Source organism: Pedobacter sp. SL55 (genome assembly GCF_026625705.1).
GTDB lineage: Bacteria > Bacteroidota > Bacteroidia > Sphingobacteriales > Sphingobacteriaceae > Pedobacter.
On the sequence record NZ_CP113059.1, the window covers coordinates 4388072 to 4405016 of the forward strand.

14 protein-coding genes and 2 pseudogenes are annotated in these 16945 nt (G+C 38.9%); 6 read left to right on the plus strand and 10 right to left on the minus strand.

Translation table 11 applies throughout. The annotated features are described in order from the left end of the window. Window positions 1–188: 188 nt before the first annotated feature. The 4 genes and pseudogenes from OVA16_RS19680 to ubiE form a co-directional block, all read right to left on the minus strand. Window positions 189–635, minus strand: coding sequence for a GatB/YqeY domain-containing protein (locus OVA16_RS19680; RefSeq protein WP_267762726.1), 447 nt, complete (start codon window positions 633–635; stop codon window positions 189–191). A gap of 75 nt (window positions 636–710) precedes the next feature. Beyond that, window positions 711–1468, minus strand: a pseudogene (locus OVA16_RS19685) (SDR family NAD(P)-dependent oxidoreductase). Between the two features lie 50 nt (window positions 1469–1518). After that, the gene (locus OVA16_RS19690) at window positions 1519–2274 is read right to left on the minus strand and encodes an outer membrane beta-barrel protein (RefSeq protein WP_267762728.1); all 756 of its coding nucleotides are present in this window, start codon (window positions 2272–2274) and stop codon (window positions 1519–1521) included. Further along, a pseudogene (gene ubiE, locus OVA16_RS19695) lies at window positions 2271–3000 on the minus strand (bifunctional demethylmenaquinone methyltransferase/2-methoxy-6-polyprenyl-1,4-benzoquinol methylase UbiE). The gene OVA16_RS19690 and the pseudogene ubiE overlap by 4 nt, the downstream one beginning before the upstream one ends. A 116-nt stretch (window positions 3001–3116) precedes the next feature. Between ubiE and yihA the strand changes: the two are divergent. Both yihA and OVA16_RS19705 read left to right on the plus strand, forming a co-directional pair. Then, window positions 3117–3764 carry a ribosome biogenesis GTP-binding protein YihA/YsxC gene (yihA, locus tag OVA16_RS19700; RefSeq protein WP_267762730.1) on the plus strand — a complete coding sequence of 216 codons (648 nt, stop codon included), beginning with the start codon at window positions 3117–3119 and terminating at the stop codon, window positions 3762–3764. 40 nt (window positions 3765–3804) lie between these two features. Continuing rightward, window positions 3805–4662 (plus strand): UbiA-like polyprenyltransferase, encoded by an 858-nt coding sequence (locus OVA16_RS19705; RefSeq protein ID WP_267762732.1) that lies wholly within the window; start codon window positions 3805–3807, stop codon window positions 4660–4662. 146 nt (window positions 4663–4808) lie between these two features. Here the strand turns inward: OVA16_RS19705 and OVA16_RS19710 are convergent, their stop codons facing one another. Further along, window positions 4809–6773, minus strand: coding sequence for a KUP/HAK/KT family potassium transporter (locus OVA16_RS19710; protein WP_267762734.1), 1965 nt, complete (start codon window positions 6771–6773; stop codon window positions 4809–4811). Between the two features lie 194 nt (window positions 6774–6967). Between OVA16_RS19710 and OVA16_RS19715 the strand changes: the two genes are divergently transcribed. The 4 genes from OVA16_RS19715 (at window position 6968) to bcp (ending at window position 10438) form a co-directional block, all read left to right on the plus strand. Further along, on the plus strand, window positions 6968–7480 hold the full coding sequence (locus tag OVA16_RS19715; protein ID WP_267762736.1) for a T9SS type A sorting domain-containing protein: 513 nt from the start codon (window positions 6968–6970) through the stop codon (window positions 7478–7480). Between the two features lie 75 nt (window positions 7481–7555). After that, entirely contained in the window at window positions 7556–8167 is a 612-nt protein-coding gene (locus OVA16_RS19720) for a fumarylacetoacetate hydrolase family protein (RefSeq protein WP_267762738.1), read from the plus strand. 4 nt (window positions 8168–8171) lie between these two features. Continuing rightward, window positions 8172–9899 (plus strand): M23 family metallopeptidase, encoded by a 1728-nt coding sequence (locus OVA16_RS19725; RefSeq protein WP_267762740.1) that lies wholly within the window; start codon window positions 8172–8174, stop codon window positions 9897–9899. Window positions 9900–9976: 77 nt separating this feature from the next. Next, on the plus strand, window positions 9977–10438 hold the full coding sequence (gene bcp / locus OVA16_RS19730; RefSeq protein ID WP_267762741.1) for a thioredoxin-dependent thiol peroxidase: 462 nt from the start codon (window positions 9977–9979) through the stop codon (window positions 10436–10438). A 127-nt stretch (window positions 10439–10565) separates the two neighbouring features. On the opposite strand, the gene OVA16_RS19735 is transcribed toward bcp, so the two are convergent. The 5 genes from OVA16_RS19735 to OVA16_RS19755 are packed head-to-tail and all read right to left on the minus strand — an operon-like array spanning window position 10566 to window position 16875. Next, a complete protein-coding gene (locus tag OVA16_RS19735) occupies window positions 10566–10721 on the minus strand; it encodes a hypothetical protein (protein WP_267762743.1) in 156 nt (51 codons plus the stop codon). Between the two features lie 20 nt (window positions 10722–10741). Further along, a complete protein-coding gene (locus OVA16_RS19740; RefSeq protein WP_267762745.1) occupies window positions 10742–12511 on the minus strand; it encodes a flagellar motor protein MotB in 1770 nt (589 codons plus the stop codon). A gap of 11 nt (window positions 12512–12522) precedes the next feature. Beyond that, a complete protein-coding gene (locus tag OVA16_RS19745; RefSeq protein WP_267762747.1) occupies window positions 12523–13500 on the minus strand; it encodes a type IX secretion system membrane protein PorP/SprF in 978 nt (325 codons plus the stop codon). Between the two features lie 4 nt (window positions 13501–13504). Further along, window positions 13505–14695 carry a gliding motility-associated C-terminal domain-containing protein gene (locus OVA16_RS19750; RefSeq protein WP_267762748.1) on the minus strand — a complete coding sequence of 397 codons (1191 nt, stop codon included), beginning with the start codon at window positions 14693–14695 and terminating at the stop codon, window positions 13505–13507. Further along, entirely contained in the window at window positions 14695–16875 is a 2181-nt protein-coding gene (locus OVA16_RS19755; RefSeq protein WP_267762750.1) for a hypothetical protein, read from the minus strand. The genes OVA16_RS19750 and OVA16_RS19755 overlap by 1 nt, the downstream gene beginning before the upstream one ends. Between the last annotated feature and the right edge of the window lie 70 nt (window positions 16876–16945).

A 16945-nucleotide genomic window follows, 5' to 3' on the forward strand; every position in this document is an offset into this window, starting at 1 on the left:
TCATAAATATGATTGTGTATATTTTTTACCTATATATTTTTTTTTCGATGGTGGTAAAGCTGCCATCATCAATTATTCCGCCCCGATTTGTTAACCATGGTGGTTTGGTATATGCCACTAAGTTAATAGAGTAAATGTAATTAATGTGAAATAAAATTACATTTTTATCCTTTACACTCTATTTAATACTAAGCTAACAAGCTTTTTACAATTTCTCCAATCAATTTTCCTTCGGCTTTACCTGCTAGTTCTTTGTTAGCCAAGCCCATTACTTTACCCATCTCTTTGATAGAGCTAGCGCCAGTTTTAGCAATAATTTTAGCTATAACAGCTTCGATCTCTGATCTTTCCATTTGCTTAGGTAAAAACTGAGCAATTACATCTATTTCTTCTTGTTCTACCTGATAAAGATCTTCCCTACCCTGAGTTTTATAAATATCTGCCGACTCTTTACGTTGCTTAACCAGTTTCTGTAAAATTTTTATTTCAGCTTCTTCATTTATTTCTTCTGCATGACCTTTTTCTGTTTTTGCCAACAAAATTGCGGCTTTAATAGCCCTAAGTCCTCGTAGTTTAACTTGGTCTTTAGCCAACATGGCTTGTTTAATTTCTTGATCTATGGTTGTTGATATCATAATGTGTTATGTGTTATCAGTTACGTGTTGTGGGTTATACATCCAAACTAGAAACCCATAACTTGTAACTTTAAATTAATCTCTTTTTACAATAGTTCCTGTAGCTTGTGCGGTGGGCATAATTAGCATATCGCTAATGTTTACATGTGCAGGCCTACTTACCACGTACCAAATTGCATCTGCAATGTCTTGTGCCATTAAAGGCTCTAGTCCATCGTAAACTTTTTTAGCCCTATTTTCATCTCCTTTAAAACGCACAATAGAAAATTCTGTTTCTACCATACCCGGATTTATTGCCGTTACTTTAATGCCGTGAGGCAAAAGATCAATACGCATTCCTTTGTTTAATGCATCTACCGCATGTTTGGAGGCACAATATACATTCCCGTTAGGATATACTTCTTTACCAGCAATAGAACCGATATTGATGATATGACCTTGCTTTCTTTCTACCATCCAGCTAGAAACGATCTTGGTAACGTAAAGCAAGCCCTTAACGTTGGTGTCAATCATTCTGTCCCAATCATCGGTATCGCCTTTATCTATTGGATCTAAACCTTGGCTCAACCCTGCATTGTTAACCAAAACAGCTACATTTTTCCACTCTGTGGGCAAAGTTTCTAATACATAGTTGATGTTCTCCTTATCTCTAACATCAGCTTGTATTTTTTTAATTTGAACGCCGTATTTGGCAGTAAGTTCTTGAGTTTGGGTGGTTAACAGATTCTTCTTCTGGCTATTAAAATTAAATCATATCCTTGTGCGGCAAACGTAGCTGCACAAGCGGCTCCAATGCCAGAAGTAGATCCTGTAATTAATGCGATTTTGGCCATTTTATAAATATTTCGTTTGGCACAAAGTTATGCTTTTTCTTAGAAGCCAATTACTCGAAAAACAAACTGAAAGTAAAATTTCTTAAAATGGCTTTATCAATAGGTGTAGCAAACGGATGGTTTTCGTGCCTCAAGATATCGCCAAAAGAATGGCTAACCTTTAATTCTGGAGACATTTTGAAGTATTCGAAATACAAATCGAAACCTATGGCAGCCTCATAGGAAGCAAAGTTTTTTTTGTTTTTTAGAAATTTGTATATCAACGCTTTATCCGCATCGTTCACTTTTTTCCCTGATGCCAAGTCCATAGAATATTTAGCGCCTAACAGTAAGTAAGCTCTAAAATCTTTTCTTCTTTCGGATTTAAACTTAATGCCCAAAGGTAAATCTACCATGGTTGCCGATACTTTTTGCTGCCATTTTCCATCTGTAAAATCAGAAGGAACATTAACTGAGGGCAAGGCGTATTGGTAATTTACCAACCTATCGGTAAAAACTAATGTAGGTGTACTACGCAAGTCAAAATGCTTGGTTAGTTTGTAGTTCATTACGAAACCAATACCAAAACCAGCAGAAACGGGAGAACTTATGGCGTTTAATTTATCGGTGATTGGCCTATTGTTCTGTTCGTAATCTAAGAAAATATCTTGCCAATTAGGCGATTTAGTGAGCTTAAACTCTGATGCGATATATTGAAAGCTAAACCCCCAATTGAAATCCTGCTCATCAATACCACCGCCCCAATTTTGGGCATTGGCATTTAAAGTAAGTACAGAAAATAAGAGGACTAGTAGCTGTTTTTTCATTTAACACCGGTATAAATGGCACTAATACCAAACGTTAGAGAACGATGTTTGGTATTTTGGTAGCCAACTTTTTCCATCAGTGCTGTGAAGTTTTTACCATCAGGAAATGCCTGTACCGACTCTTCTAAATAGGCATAAGCTTTTTTATCTTTTGAAAACAAACCGCCAAAAAATGGCGTTGCATATTTAAAGTAGAAATGATACAACTGCTTTACAGGAAAAACCTTAGGTTTAGAAAATTCTAAAATCACTACTTTACCTCCCGGTTTAAGTACCCTAAACATGTCGGCCAAGCCTTTTTCTAAGTTTTCGTAATTACGTACACCAAAAGCTACTGTTATCGCATCGAAAGTATCGTTATCAAAGTGCAAACCCTCCGAATCGCCTAACCTAACAGAAAACACTTCGCCCAGCTTCCTTTCGGCTATCTTCTTTCTAGCTACGTCCAACATTCCTTCAGAAATATCTACCCCAATAATTTGTTGCGGTTTTAATATTTTAATTGATTCGAATGCAAAATCGCCAGTACTTAGTAGCCACATCTAATATTTTTTGAGGTTTAGCAGACAAAAGCTCTTTAATGGCTTTCTTACGCCAAATGATATCAATTCCTAAAGATAAAAAGTGGTTAAGAAAATCGTAAGTGCCCGAGATATTGTTGAACATGCTAGCTACCTGTTCTTTTTTGCTTTCGGTGCCAGAATAAGGAGTGATTTGTGGATTCATGCTTTGCAAAGATAGGGTTATTTTGGTTAATCGGTTAACTGTAAAAACTGGTTAATTGTATTTGACAATCGATTAACCAATTAAACGTTTCTCACAATTAACCTTATCTTTGCCTCATGATCATTAAATCTGCAACCTTTGTAGTTAGCAACACCAAAGTATCGGCTTTGCCATTACCAGACATGCCCGAGTATGCTTTTATTGGGCGTTCTAATGTAGGCAAGTCTTCGTTAATCAATATGTTAGTAAACCAACAAGGATTAGCTAAAACCTCTCAAAAGCCAGGTAAAACCCAGCTAATTAATCACTTTTTGGTTAATGAAAAATGGTACATCGTAGATTTACCGGGTTATGGCTATGCAAGGGTATCTAAAAGCAGCAGAGAGAAATGGGAAAAATTTATTCGGGCTTACATCACTAAAAGAGAAAACCTGCAGTGTGTTTTTGTACTTATTGATAGTAGGTTGGAACCTCAAAAAATTGACTTAGAGTTTTGCTCTTGGTTGGGCGAATGCCAAATTCCTTTTGCGCTGGTTTACACTAAAGCCGATAAACAATCGGGACCAAAAACCGACCAAAATGTGGCTAAATTTAACAAGACTTTGCTAGGCTGGTTTGAAGAACTACCTCCTTTTTTTGTTACTTCAGCAGAAAAAGGTCAGGGCAGAGAAGATGTTTTACAGTTTGTACAGGAAGTGAATGAGGACTTTGTGAAACCTGTGATTGATCCGAAATTTTACGCTGCCAGTAACCCAGACAAGTAAATTTTATTAGCGCCCAGTTATTGTATTACACCCTATTTCAATGAAAAAGTATTTTTCGCTCGTATTATTTGCCCACTCTATATTTGCCATGCCTTTTGCCTTTATTGGTTTTTTCTTAGGCGTAACCACTACTACCAACCCCTTCAATTGGTATTTACTGTTGGCGGTAGTGCTTTGTATGGTGTTTGCTCGTAACGCAGCAATGGCTTTTAACAGATATTTAGATCGGGATATCGATGCGAAAAACCCTAGAACAGTGACAAGAGATATACCTGCCGGTAAAATTTCTGCAAAGGAAGCTTTAACTTTTGTGATAGCAAACTGTGCACTTTTTATAGCAACTACTTATTTCATTAATCCGCTTTGTTTCTATTTATCGCCCATTGCCATTTTTGTGGTGCTATTTTATAGTTACACCAAGCGCTTTACAGCCTTGTGCCATTTAGTTTTAGGACTTGGATTAGGGCTTGCTCCTATTGGAGCGTACATTGCTGTAACTGGTCAATTTAACATCGTACCAGTATTATATTCTTTTGCTGTTTTATTTTGGGTAAGTGGCTTCGATATCATTTATGCCCTACAAGACGAAGAATTTGACCGTTCTGAGAAACTTCATTCTATCCCATCTGCTTTAGGGAGGAAGAATGCGTTGCACCTGTCTTCATTCCTTCACATTTTATCCGCAGCCTGCGTTATTGCTCCAATCTATTTCATGGATTTTGGCTGGCCATATTATGCTGGCGTTGTATTTTTCTGTGCTATGCTAGTTTATCAACATCGTTTGGTAAAACCCAATGACATCAGTAAAGTGGATAGAGCATTTGCTACCACCAATGGTTATGCCTCAGTGGTATTTGCTATTTGCTTTTTGGTTGATGCTTATTTGAAGAGCAGGTAGGTATAAAGGTTTATAGTTTATAGCTGATAGCCTTAAGATTAATTCCCGCTGATTTCGCTAATTTAAGACACCGCAGATCTAAGGAGATATTTCTCTTCTATGCTGTCAATTCTTATTGATACCTGACCCCTAGTGCCTGACTACTCTTACACCGGCAATCTATTTAATTCAATATCATCTGGGCTTACAAAAATCAACGGCACTTTCTCCACATCTACATAACTCGAATCTAAACCAAAACTGGTTACTTCAGATAAACTCATTTTTTTAAGCAACATGTAGTAATCCATAATTGTTTCTTCGTAAAAACTTAAATTGGTAAACCTACTCAGTGTTTTTTCTAGCAGTACAAACCTAAAATCGCCAGTAATTTTGTGTTTATTTAACGAAGTATATTGACTTGTAATGTCCACCTCTCCGTTTTTAACTAGCTCTTCTACCACTTTGCGGTAAAGCAAATTGATACGTTGTTCTATCCTAAAACCTAGTTTAAAATCAATTCTAATTAGTTTTCCAGGTATCAAAAACTCTACTTTATAATCCATTGTATAAGGCTCGTCTACTACATCTACGTGTACTAACCAGTAAACATCAGCCCTTTTTGGCTCCTTTTGTATAATAGAGTAAATGATTTTAGACTCTATTTCGGTTTTAAAATTGGCACTGGTTAAATACACCAATTGCGAAGAGAATTTAGGCACTGAAACATCATTACTTAATTCATTTATAATATCGTAGTAGTCTTCAATCTCTACATACTTAACAAACCTATTTTTGATTTTACGAGACGCATACCAAGTCCACATGATGCTTAACAGCACCAAGCTAATAAGCAACGTTACCCAACCACCATGAATAAATTTGGCCATGTTACCTACCAAGAAAGCGAGTTCAATACCCATGTAAACCACTACAAAAAGCACAATTAGATACATAGGAAACTTTTTGCGAAGCATAAAAACTGCTACCAAAATGGTGGTCATTAAAAAGGTTAGGTTAATAGCTAAGCCGTAAGCACCCTCCATATTGTCGGACTTTTGGAACACCAAAACAATGATGATACAACCTACGCAAAGCAACCAGTTAATAGAAGGCACATATAATTGTCCTTTTTGCACACTTGGATAATTGATACGAACCTTTGGCCACAAATTCAAACGAACGGCTTCGGATATTAGGGTAAACGAACCCGAAATCATAGCCTGAGATGCGATAACTGCGGCGGTAGTAGCTAAGATAACCAAGTACAACACCATATCTTCTGGTACCAATTTAAAAAATGGATTAGACAAAGGATCATGAGGATTATACCCTTGCGCATTCTTTAATACCCAAACACCTTGACCTAAATAATTCAAGATGAGCATAGATTTTACAAAAATCCAGCTGATGCGGATATTCCTTTTGCCACAATGGCCTAAATCGCTATACAAAGCCTCGGCCCCGGTGGTACAAAGAAAAACACCACCTAAAATAAGGAGCGCACTTGGATTGGTTATTAATAAATGCGCTGCGTAATAAGGATTTAAGGCTTTAAAAATCCACGGATCGTGCAATACCTGTAATAGTCCCACCACCCCAAGCACAGAAAACCACAACAACATAATGGGGCCGAATAATTTACCAACCAAATTGGTACCGAACTGCTGAATGATAAATAACAATGCGATAATAGAAATTACAATTGGTATTACTTGCACGTCGGGAAATTTCAGCTTAAGCCCCTCAATTGCAGAGGTTACGGTAATACTAGGCGTAATCATACCATCGGCCAAAAGCGCAGCACCGCCTATAACAGCGGGCACTACCAGCCACTTGGCTTTTTTGCGAACTAGAGAATAAAGCGAAAAAATCCCTCCCTCGCCTTTATTATCAGCTCGTAAGGTAATTACTACATATTTGATAGTGGTTTGTAGGGTTAAAGTCCAAATGATACAAGAAAGCGCACCTAACACCAAATCTGGACTAATTGGCTGGCCAGAATCTACTACAGATTTAAAAATCGCTTTTAAAGTATAAAGAGGTGATGTACCGATATCACCAAACACTATCCCTAGTGTTACCAACAGCCCTCCGGCAGTAAGGGCATTTACGTTTTTATGACTTGACACTTAGTAAAAATTTGACGCAAAATTAAATAAATAATTAGGATAACAACTTATTTAGTAGTAAAAGCTATTTTTTTGTCGAAACATAAAATCTATTTGGCAAGCTAAAATCCTGTTAAATATTGTTAAATAATAAAACCACATCATTTTATGTTTGATTTGTTTGTTTAAATATTTATATTTTTGTGCAACAATAGATGAAAATAAAAAGAGTTAAAATAGCGCTCAACAAAAATGCAGCATACCTCATAGTGATGTTGTTGCTTTCTTGTTCGTCTATTTTTGCCCAAAAAGCAGATACTTCTAAATTTTCTGTAAGGCCAAAAGCCAAAGCATTTAGTAGAATTCCGATAATTAAAGGAAGTGTACAGCCTTACAAGCCTTCTTACAACATCTACTCATCTACAGCTGCGCACATTAAGCCTGACGTAAAAGAAAAAGGTGGCAAAACATTAACGGTTCTCAAAATCTATCCAAACCCAGTAGTAGAGCAACTAAACATTAACCTTCGTTTAGAAAAAGAAACCAGTCTTTCCATTAAAATAACAGATTTGCTGGGCAATGAAGTGGTAACACTTGCCAACGAACGCATACAGCACGGAGAACATACCAAAACCTATAACGTACCGGCAAAACTTAATGCTGGCATTTATTTTCTACGCATTGTGGCTGGTGGCGAACCTGTAATCAGAAAAATATCTGTACTTTAAAATTGGTTAATCGTAAAACTGTTGAACTGTTTAATCGTAGATAGCAGTTAAGCAAATAAACCTTATTTTTGCAGCATGAAAATCATTGCAATTGGCAGAAATTACGCTGCACACGCCGCAGAACTAAACAACGCTATACCTACTAAACCTATTATTTTTTTAAAGCCCGATACGGCTGTTCTAAAAGATAACAAACCATTTTACTTGCCAGATTTTTCTAACGATGTACATTACGAGCTAGAAGTTGTGCTTAAAATTTGCAAAGAAGGCAAACATATTGCCGAGAAATTTGCTTCTAATTATTACGAAGAAATTGGATTAGGAATTGATTTTACGGCCAGAGACATCCAAGCAGAACATAAAGAGAAAGGCTTACCTTGGGAATTAGCAAAAGCTTTCGACAACTCTGCTGTGATTAGCCATTTTTTACCGAAAAGCGACTACAAAGACATGTACGATTTACATTTTGAGTTAAAGAAAAACGGCGAAAGCAAACAAAATGGCCATACTGCCAATCTGTTATTCTCGTTTGAAAAAATTATTTCTTTTGTATCACAGTACATTACCTTAAAAAAAGGAGATTTGATTTTTACAGGCACACCAGAAGGTGTTGGCAAAGTAAATGCTGGCGATAGATTAGAGGCTTGGTTAGAAGATAAACAACTACTTAATTTTGAAATAAAATAAAATAATGCGCAATTACATTACCTACGTTTCACTCATTTTATCTGTTTTTAGCTCAAACCAACTCATAGCGCAGCAAACTTATAGCAACCATATTTACCCCCTTACAAACTTCAGTTCGCCGTTGGATATTGAACCGCCTGCTTTGGCAGGGTCTTTTGGAGAACTAAGATCAAACCATTTTCATTCTGGTATAGATTTTAGAACCAACCAACGCATTGGTTATCCCGTTTATGCACCTGCTGATGGCTTTATTTCTAGATTAAGAGTACAGAACAGTGGTTTCGGTTTAGCATTGTACATCAACCACCCAAATGGTTATACTACAGTTTATGGTCACTTATCGAGGTTTAACCCAAAAATTGCACAAATAGTAAAAAACATCCAATACAAAAAAACTTCTTATGAAATTGACGAGTTTCCTTCTCCAGATCTTATCCCCGTAAGAAAAGGCGAAGTAATTGCCTACACAGGCAACACTGGGAGTTCTGGCGGCCCACATTTACACTTCGAAATTCGCGATAGCAAAACCGAGGCTACCATTAACCCACAATTATTAGGTATTAGCATTCCAGACAATATTCCTCCTGTTATACATGCCATGTATGTTTACAGGCTTAACGGCAAACCATTTAATGAATTTACGCCGAAACAGTATTTCCAAGTAGCAGGAAGTAAAGGAAACTACAAATTAAACCAAGTGAGCACCATTAACCTCAACGGAGAAGTAGGCTTTGGAATAGTTGTAAACGATAGGCACAACGGCGCTTCGGGAAATAATGGCGCTTATGCAATTGAGTTAGCTGTAGACGGCAATATTGTTTATACATCAGCTTTAGAGCGGTTTACTTTCGATAACAGCAAGGCCATTAACTCGCACATCGATTATCCAACGTATCTACGCACCAAGCAAAGTATCCAGAAAAGCTTTGTTGATCCCGGAAATCCTCTAAACATCTACTTCAATTTAGTTAACAGCGGACGCGTTACTTTTAACGATGGAAAAACCCACTCAGTTAAATATACCATTAGTGATGCGAGAGGCAATAAAAGCACCTTGGCTTTTAACGTTTTGGCCGATGCAAAGGCTAACATCAACACACCAGAACTACCTTTAGGAACAAGCTTTGCCTACAACAAACAAAATGAGTTTAGCCAAGACGACGTGAAGGTAATTTTACCTAAAGGCACGCTCTATAACGATTTAAACTTTATCTATAAGAAAACAGCTAAGCCGCAACAAAACGCATTTTCAGAAATTCATCACATACACAACAATTTTACGCCGCTACATACTGGCTTTGAACTTTGGATTAAAGCAGACAGCACCATTACCAAACACCAGAGCAAAGCTTTAATCGTGAACAGCAATCGTTCTTCGCAAGGCGGATATTTTGAAAACGGCTGGGTAAAGACCAAACCTCGTACTTTCGGCAGTTTCTTTATTGCTATAGATACCATAGCACCCAATATCGTTCCTTTAAATATAGCCAACGGCAAAAACATGGCAGGTATTAGCAAAATGAGTTTTAGAATTAGCGATGGACTATCTGGAATTAAGAGTTTTAATGGCTATATTGACGGCAAATGGGTACTGATGGAATTTGATGCCAAAACAGCAAACCTGTGGCATACTTTTGACGAAAGAACGAGCACTGGCAAGCATACGTTTGAGTTACTTGTTATAGACATGAAAGAAAATACCAAAAGATACGCAATAGAGTTTTACAGATAATTAATGTTTAATCGCTTAATCGAACAATCGGTTAATCGATACAGTTAACCAATTAACCTTTTTAAACAGTTAAATCAATGAGTACATTACAAGAAGGTGGTAAAGCCCCCGAATTTTCAGCAAAAGACCAAAATGGGAATACCGTTACATTAAACCAGTTTAAAGGCAAAAAAGTGGTGTTGTATTTTTACCCAAAGGATGATACACCTGGCTGCACGGCCGAAGCTTGCGATTTTAGAGATAACTATCAGGGTTTGCAAGCCAAAGGCATCGAGGTTTTAGGAGTAAGCGTTGATGACGAGAAATCGCACCAGAAGTTTATTAACAAGCATAGCTTGCCTTTTACTTTGTTGGCTGATACAGACAAGCAAATTGTTGAAGCTTATGGTGTTTGGGCCGAAAAAAATATGTACGGCAAAAAGTATATGGGCACCAACCGAGCTACTTTTGTGATAGACGAAGAAGGAAATATTGCCCACATCATTAAGAAAGTAGATACTAAAAACGCTACAGCGCAGGTATTAGAGTTGCTGGGCTAATTAATTTACAGGAACATATCAACTTACGAAGTTTTAAAAACTTCGTAAGTTGATAATAAACCGTCAAAAAAATCCTTCACGAGTTTATCGAGAAGGATTTTATAATTTTCATGAAGCTTATTAGTTATTAATTCATCGCCATTACTGGGTTAACTTTTACAATCTTGAACTCTGTTCGTCTGTTTAACTGATGCTGCCCTGCAGTACATTTTACACCATCGCTGCATTCGTTTAACAACTCTGTTTCGCCTTTTCCAATTGCTCGTAAGCGTTCGGCCGCCACACCTTTCTTAGTTAAGTAGTTTAAAGCACTTTCTGCTCTTTTTCCGAAAGCTGCTGGTTATAAGCTGCCGTTCCTCTGGCATCGGTATGAGCTACCAATTCCATATTAACGTTTGGCATATTGCTCATAAATTCGCTCACTTTCTTTAAATCGGCAAAAGCATCCTTTCTAATATTCCACTTATTGAAATCGTAGAAAATATTATTCAACTTAACCGTAAATACATCCTTAGCACGTTCTAGTTCGAACCTAATATCATAAATAGTAGATTGATTTGCTCCTTTGGTAGAGATTTCTCCAGATTGGCTAGTGAAATACTGTAGCGGATTTCCTTTAACAAGGTAATCTGTTTCTTTTTCTAAACTAAAACTAAATTTGCCTTCACTATCAGAAAGCACTTTAGTTTCTGCGCTTGTATTTTTATTAATGAGCAGTACCTCTAAACCACTTATAGGTTGTTTGGTATCTTTCTCTACCACTAAGCCATTTACGGCAAAAACCTGCTGGGGTTTTGGTTCGGCTTTAATTCCTGTGGTAAACCTATAAATATCATCTAAACCTACGCCACCATTTCTATTGCTGGAAAGATAGCCCGTTTTATGGTTCGCATTAAACATAATACCAAAATCATCTTTCGGAGAATTTAGTGGAGCACGTAGATTTTCTACCTCGGCAAACTTATTTTTTTCGCCCACGGCAGAGAAAATATCTAAGCCACCCATGCCAATGTGCCCTTTAGAAGCAAAATAAAACTTACCATCTGCTCTTACCGTAGGGAAAACATCATCTTGCGGCGTATTGATTTGATCGCCACAATTTTGCGGCTGTGTCCAACTACCGTTGGGCAATTTTTCACTGAAATACAAATCCATACCACCTAAGCCACCAGGCATATCAGAAGCAAAATATAAAATCTTGCCATTTGGAGACAAAGCCGGATGCTGAACAGAGAAAAGGCCTTCGGAGTTAAATGCGAGTTTATCTTTGGCAATCCATTCTCCATCTTTTTTAACGGCCATCAACAAATATTGCTTGCCAACTTCTCCTAATTTAGATTTTTTAGCTGGCAAAACTGCTCTGGTAAAAATTAGCGTATCTAAACTTGGGTAAACAGCCAAAGGCCCACTATGAAACCCAGTATTAATAGACCCCTTTAAAATACTTACCTGTTTAGCGGCATTAGCACTATAGATTTTTAGATAAGGATTTCCTGTCCATCCGTAAGTATCTTCGCCTTTTTTATCTTTTTGCCACCTGTCAGAAATTAGCAAAACATCGCTACCAAATTGAACTGGGCTAAAATCTGAGTTTTCGGAGTTAAAGCCTGTTTCGTTTTGTACCAAGGCGCCGATATCAGGGTTTTCGGTCCAAGTTTTAGCTACTTCGCAAATGTTGGCTTGCTTAGTGGCTTCGCTAGCTAACGCCGGATTTTTTTCGCCCCAAATCTTGTAGTTTGCCACAGCTTCCTCAAACTTTCCATTTTGTTTCAACGCATCAGCTAAAAATTTATAATTATCTGATGATGCTTCTGGATAGCCCAAGGTTTTCTTATACCAAATTTCAGCAGCCTCGGTGTTGTTAATAAATCTATAGCAATTAGCAATTTTCTGAGCTACGTCCAAACTCGGACTTTCCCTCATTATCTTTTCGTAAATCTCTAGTGCGTACTTGTAATCGAGCTGCCTGTAAAGCTTATCGGCTTCTTTGATGTCATCAGAAAAAAGTACCGAAGGGACAAAATAAATAACAAGAAAAACTGCTAAAACTCTAAAAAACTTTCTAAATATCATATAACTCGGCGTTAAAAGTAGCGCGGAGTAGTTAAAGCATTGTTTCTATAGTTTTTATTACCAAGCGTAAAGCCCAATGAAATTTCATGGCTTCCAGACGAGTAAGAATTTAGATCAGACAAACTGTAGTCGTAAGCATATCCAATCCTAAACTGTTTTGCAACAAAAACCTCAACTAAACCGACAAGCGAATTTTGTTGAAAAGTTGCATTTAAACTGTTAGTTTTTTTCCACATATCCACACCCATCCTGTAAGAGCCTCCCAACCAAAGCACATCTTTAAATAAAAAAGATGCGTTTATATCGAAATTACCCATACTTTGAGGGTCATCACGTAGCATTAGGGAGGGTTTCATTTTGATATCTTCATTAACATTTAAAATAGCACCAAATGTTAAGAACATGTGAACAGGCGGCAAGATCACAAATGCGGCACGTTCATTATTCTTATTTAGTGCCGTTGTTAAAAGGTTATTTGCAGATAAGCCGGCGTAGAAAACATCATCACTATAATGAATACCCAACTTGGCATCTGGCGAGAGGTAATTTTGAGTACCGATAAAATTGATATCCGTTTGATCTCCTATAATTGCCTTATCGCTATTTAACGAGAACTGCACCGCCCCCACACCAACTCCAAAGCTTAACCTACCCTGTTGGCCAACTGGCAAGCGATAAGCATAATTTGCCATGATTGCCGTTTGCCCCTGTATACCAATCCTATCGTTTAATACGGTTAAGCCCAAACCAACATTCTTATTATGGAAAAATGCACCATCAGCTATTAAAGATTGTGTGGTTGGGGCGCCTTTTATGCCCACCCACTGGTTACGACTAAGCAGGTTTACATTGATATCTTCTTTGTATCCGGCATAGGCTGGGTTAACCAATAAGTTGTTAAACATGTACTGGCTATAGGTGATCTCATTTTGCGACTTGGCTAAAAGAGGAGAAACAACAATTAAAAGCTGAAGTAAAAATCTTTTCATCTCGCTATTTTTTAACCATCGTTATCGACCCTTTGAAATGCTGATCTTGCCCATCTATTTTAACTCTTAAAATGTAGATATAAGTACCAGAGGCTACATTTTGTCCATCCCAATATTTTGTTGAGTTGTAACCGCTCATGCGGTAGACTAAATTGCCCGACCGATCAAATATTTTCAAGTCATTATCTGGAAAAGTATCGATATTTTTAATTTCCCAAGTGTCGTTTTTGCCATCGCCATCTGGCGAAAAAGCATTGTAAAACTCAAATGGACCAGCATTGGTTGTTTCAGCCAAAGCAAAGCCTATATCGCTACCCAAAGGTAAATCGGCATTTTTATGAAGTATGGTTTGTGCTAAATACGGTGCTAGAGCAGACTTGTCAGGACTGGTTGAAGAAAGCGCCCTATCCCATTGTGCACTCTTAACCCAAGTAACCAAATTCTGGTATTTTTCTGAAAGCGGAATTAGAAAAGCTGCATCTACTGCATTGGCACCACTTAAACGCTTAATTTTGTGATAATATATATCATTAATTTCGGCAACCGATTTTGCTTTACTTGCCCTATTAAAGCCACCAGTATTTGGATCTTTATCAATAAACGAAACAGCGAAAGCAGCTAGGCCTGTATTTTGTGGTTTTAACTTAACAAACCTTTTTAAGCTTTTGGTACCTAAAGGATAAAGGTACTCATCATTAGTGTTCATATAACGCACAAAGGAACCATCAAGATTTTCGGTATTGATGTACCCTGCACTTCGAACCAAAGCGTTTGGATCTGGGTTTAGCAAGGTCAAAGCTTCTTCTGTGCTCGCCATGATTTCTGCATCTTCGATATCAAGCGATAGCTTGGCATTAAAAGTGCCTTTTAAATAATAGCTTCCGTTGCCTTTAAAAATGAGATTTGGAAAAGTTGCCGTACCAGTTAAATATCCTGAACTGCTATTGAAAACTACCGTACCTGTAGAGGCGTCTTCGAAAACTCGATTATTAGAATTCCAGTCGCCTAAAACTGTCATTTTACCATGATTTAACACCTGGCCATCTTTATGCAAGTAGTTACCAGATACATACAATATGGCGTTATGATCAAGAAATAGCTTTGCTCCGGTATTAGAGATTTGAGCAAAAACTTTAATGTTCCCAAAAAAAACTAAGGCAACAACAAAAACAAAATATGTTGGCTTTTTAACCATTATTGTATTGCGCTAATATGAAAAGTAGCCGAAGGAAGATTAATAGCAAGGTCACTTACGTTGATAAATTTAACCTCAATTGTATTGGCCGAAACTACCCTGGCGTAAGCAATGAGTAGGCCATCTGGCAGTTCTATACTTGACGAAATAGCCACACTGGCATTTGTACCTACTCCAGTAAGCGTAAAATTTTGCTTATAAGATGCTTTTGCGGCAATAGCAGGTAAATCTGCAATTATTGATGCTTTTGAAATCGAAGTTATATAAGAGCCGTTAAGACCAATTCTTACCCTCCCATCTGTACCCACTCTAATTCCTTCGTTCCTATTTGAAGCAATGATAAGCTCTTTAGCATCTGTAGTACCAACAAAATCATTATTTACTCCAGGATTAGTGGTACCTCCAGTAAAACCAGCGCCGTTACCCGTACGCATCCAAGCAGCTGCCGTTCCTGATGGGCCCGCAGGCCCCACAGGCCCCTGCTCGCCCGGATCTCCTTGTAAGCCTTGAGGCCCTAAATCTCCTTTGTCGCCCTTATCGCCTTTGGCACCTTGTGGACCAGTAGCTCCAGCTGCGCCCTGAGGACCAGCCGCACCTACATCTCCTTTGTCGCCCTTATCGCCTTTGGCACCTTGTGGACCAGTAGCCCCAACTGCGCCCTGAGGACCAGCCGCACCTACATCTCCTTTGTCTCCTTTATCGCCTTTTGCTCCCTGAGGACCGGTAGCACCAACCGCTCCCTGAGGACCAGCCGCACCTACATCTCCTTTGTCGCCTTTATCGCCTTTGGCACCTTGTGGACCAGTAGCTCCAGCTGCCCCCTGAGGACCAGCTGCACCTACATCGCCTTTGTCGCCCTTATCGCCTTTGGCACCTTGTGGACCAGTAGCTCCAACTGCGCCCTGAGGACCAGCTGCACCTACATCGCCTTTGTCGCCCTTATCGCCTTTGGCACCTTGTGGGCCGGTAGCTCCAGCTGCGCCCTGAGGACCAGCTGTACCTACATCCCCTTTGTCGCCCTTATCGCCTTTGGCACCTTGTGGACCGGTAGCGCCAACCGCTCCCTGAGGACCAACTGCACCTACATCTCCTTTGTCGCCTTTGGCACCTTGTGGGCCGGTAGCTCCAGCTGCGCCCTGAGGGCCAGCCGCACCTACATCTCCTTTATCGCCTTTGGCACCTTGTGGACCAGTAGCTCCAACTGCACCCTGAGGACCAGTTGCACCAGTAGCGCCCACAGGCCCTGCAGGCCCTTGTACACCCTGAGGTCCAACAATCCCTGTGGTTAAATTAGCTACCAAACTCCAAGTACCACTAGCACTCCTCCTAAAAACATCTCCGGTACTGTTATTTAAGTAAAGATCTCCTTCTTTAACGCCACTAGGCTCGTTAACACTACTCGGCGGATTAAGCGTACCATTATACCACTGTGCACCAGCCGGGCCAACAGGACCAACCACACCAGTTGTTAAGTTGGCTGTTTCTTGCCACACACCATTATTTCTGATAAAAACTTTGCCGTTATTGTTGTTTAGGTAGTAATCTCCATCTTTTGCTCCTGCGGGTTCTGAAGCAGCAACCGGAGGATTAAGATTTCCATTAGACCAAACAGCACCATTTAACCCCGTTAAACCAGTATCTCCTTTAGGTCCTTGCGCACCAGTTGCACCATCTGTTCCTCTATCGCCCTTGTCTCCTTTTGCACCTTGCGGACCTTGAAGTCCAATAGCGCCGACATCTCCTTTATCTCCCTTGTCTCCTTTTGCGCCTTGCGGACCTTGAAGTCCAGTGGCTCCAACATCTCCTTTATCGCCCTTGTCGCCTTTGGCACCTTGTGGGCCAGCAGCCCCAACATCTCCTTTATCGCCCTTGTCACCTTTAATACCTGTAGTTGTAGATAACTCATCCCATTTATTCAAATTCCAAACGTTAAACTTATTGGAAGAAGTATTGTAGATTAGCAAGCCATTAATGGCCGAATTAGCGAAACCGTCAAGTTGTAAAGCATCGCGTTGCGAAAGGCTTAATCTAGGGATCAAAAGGCCTTTTTCGGTAGAATAAACATCTAAAATTGATTTTGGATTTGGGTTTTCGGTTCCAATACCTATTGCACCATTTTGGGCGTAAATAGCCGTGCAAAAAGAGGCTAACAAAAATGTTAAAAACGTAAAGAATTTCATAAGCGGCAAGCGTTTGATTGGTAATTTTTGGGTAATTACATACTCAAAATAAGAGTATTATTTTCAAGAA